This is a genomic window from Pseudomonas sp. S44 (genome assembly GCF_016624805.1).
GTDB classification, from domain to species: Bacteria; Pseudomonadota; Gammaproteobacteria; order Pseudomonadales; family Pseudomonadaceae; genus Aquipseudomonas; species Aquipseudomonas machongensis.
Genome location: NZ_JACVTY010000086.1, coordinates 1 through 220 on the forward strand (window position 1 = coordinate 1; position 220 = coordinate 220).

A 220-nucleotide genomic window follows, 5' to 3' on the forward strand; every position below is an offset into this window, starting at 1 on the left:
AGTCACCGTTCCGGCTGGCAGCGCCACCGGGACTATCACCATCCATGCGCCGGACGACGTGTACGTTGGCGGCCAGCCAAGCATCGTGAACAAGCTGGAATCCGTCACTGGCGCTGACAACTTCGAGAAGCTGACCCTCGGCGACGGTAACGTCACCACTACCGTGACCGACGAGCCGGGTACCGGTACGCCAGGCACCGGCAACGAAGGCGACAAGGTC

Annotated in this window: 1 protein-coding gene; it reads left to right on the forward strand. The window is 63.6% G+C overall.

Features of this window, described 5'->3' with window-relative positions:
- On the forward strand, nt 1-220 hold a 220-nt coding region (locus IAE40_RS25630), incomplete at both ends, for an immunoglobulin-like domain-containing protein (protein WP_200604078.1).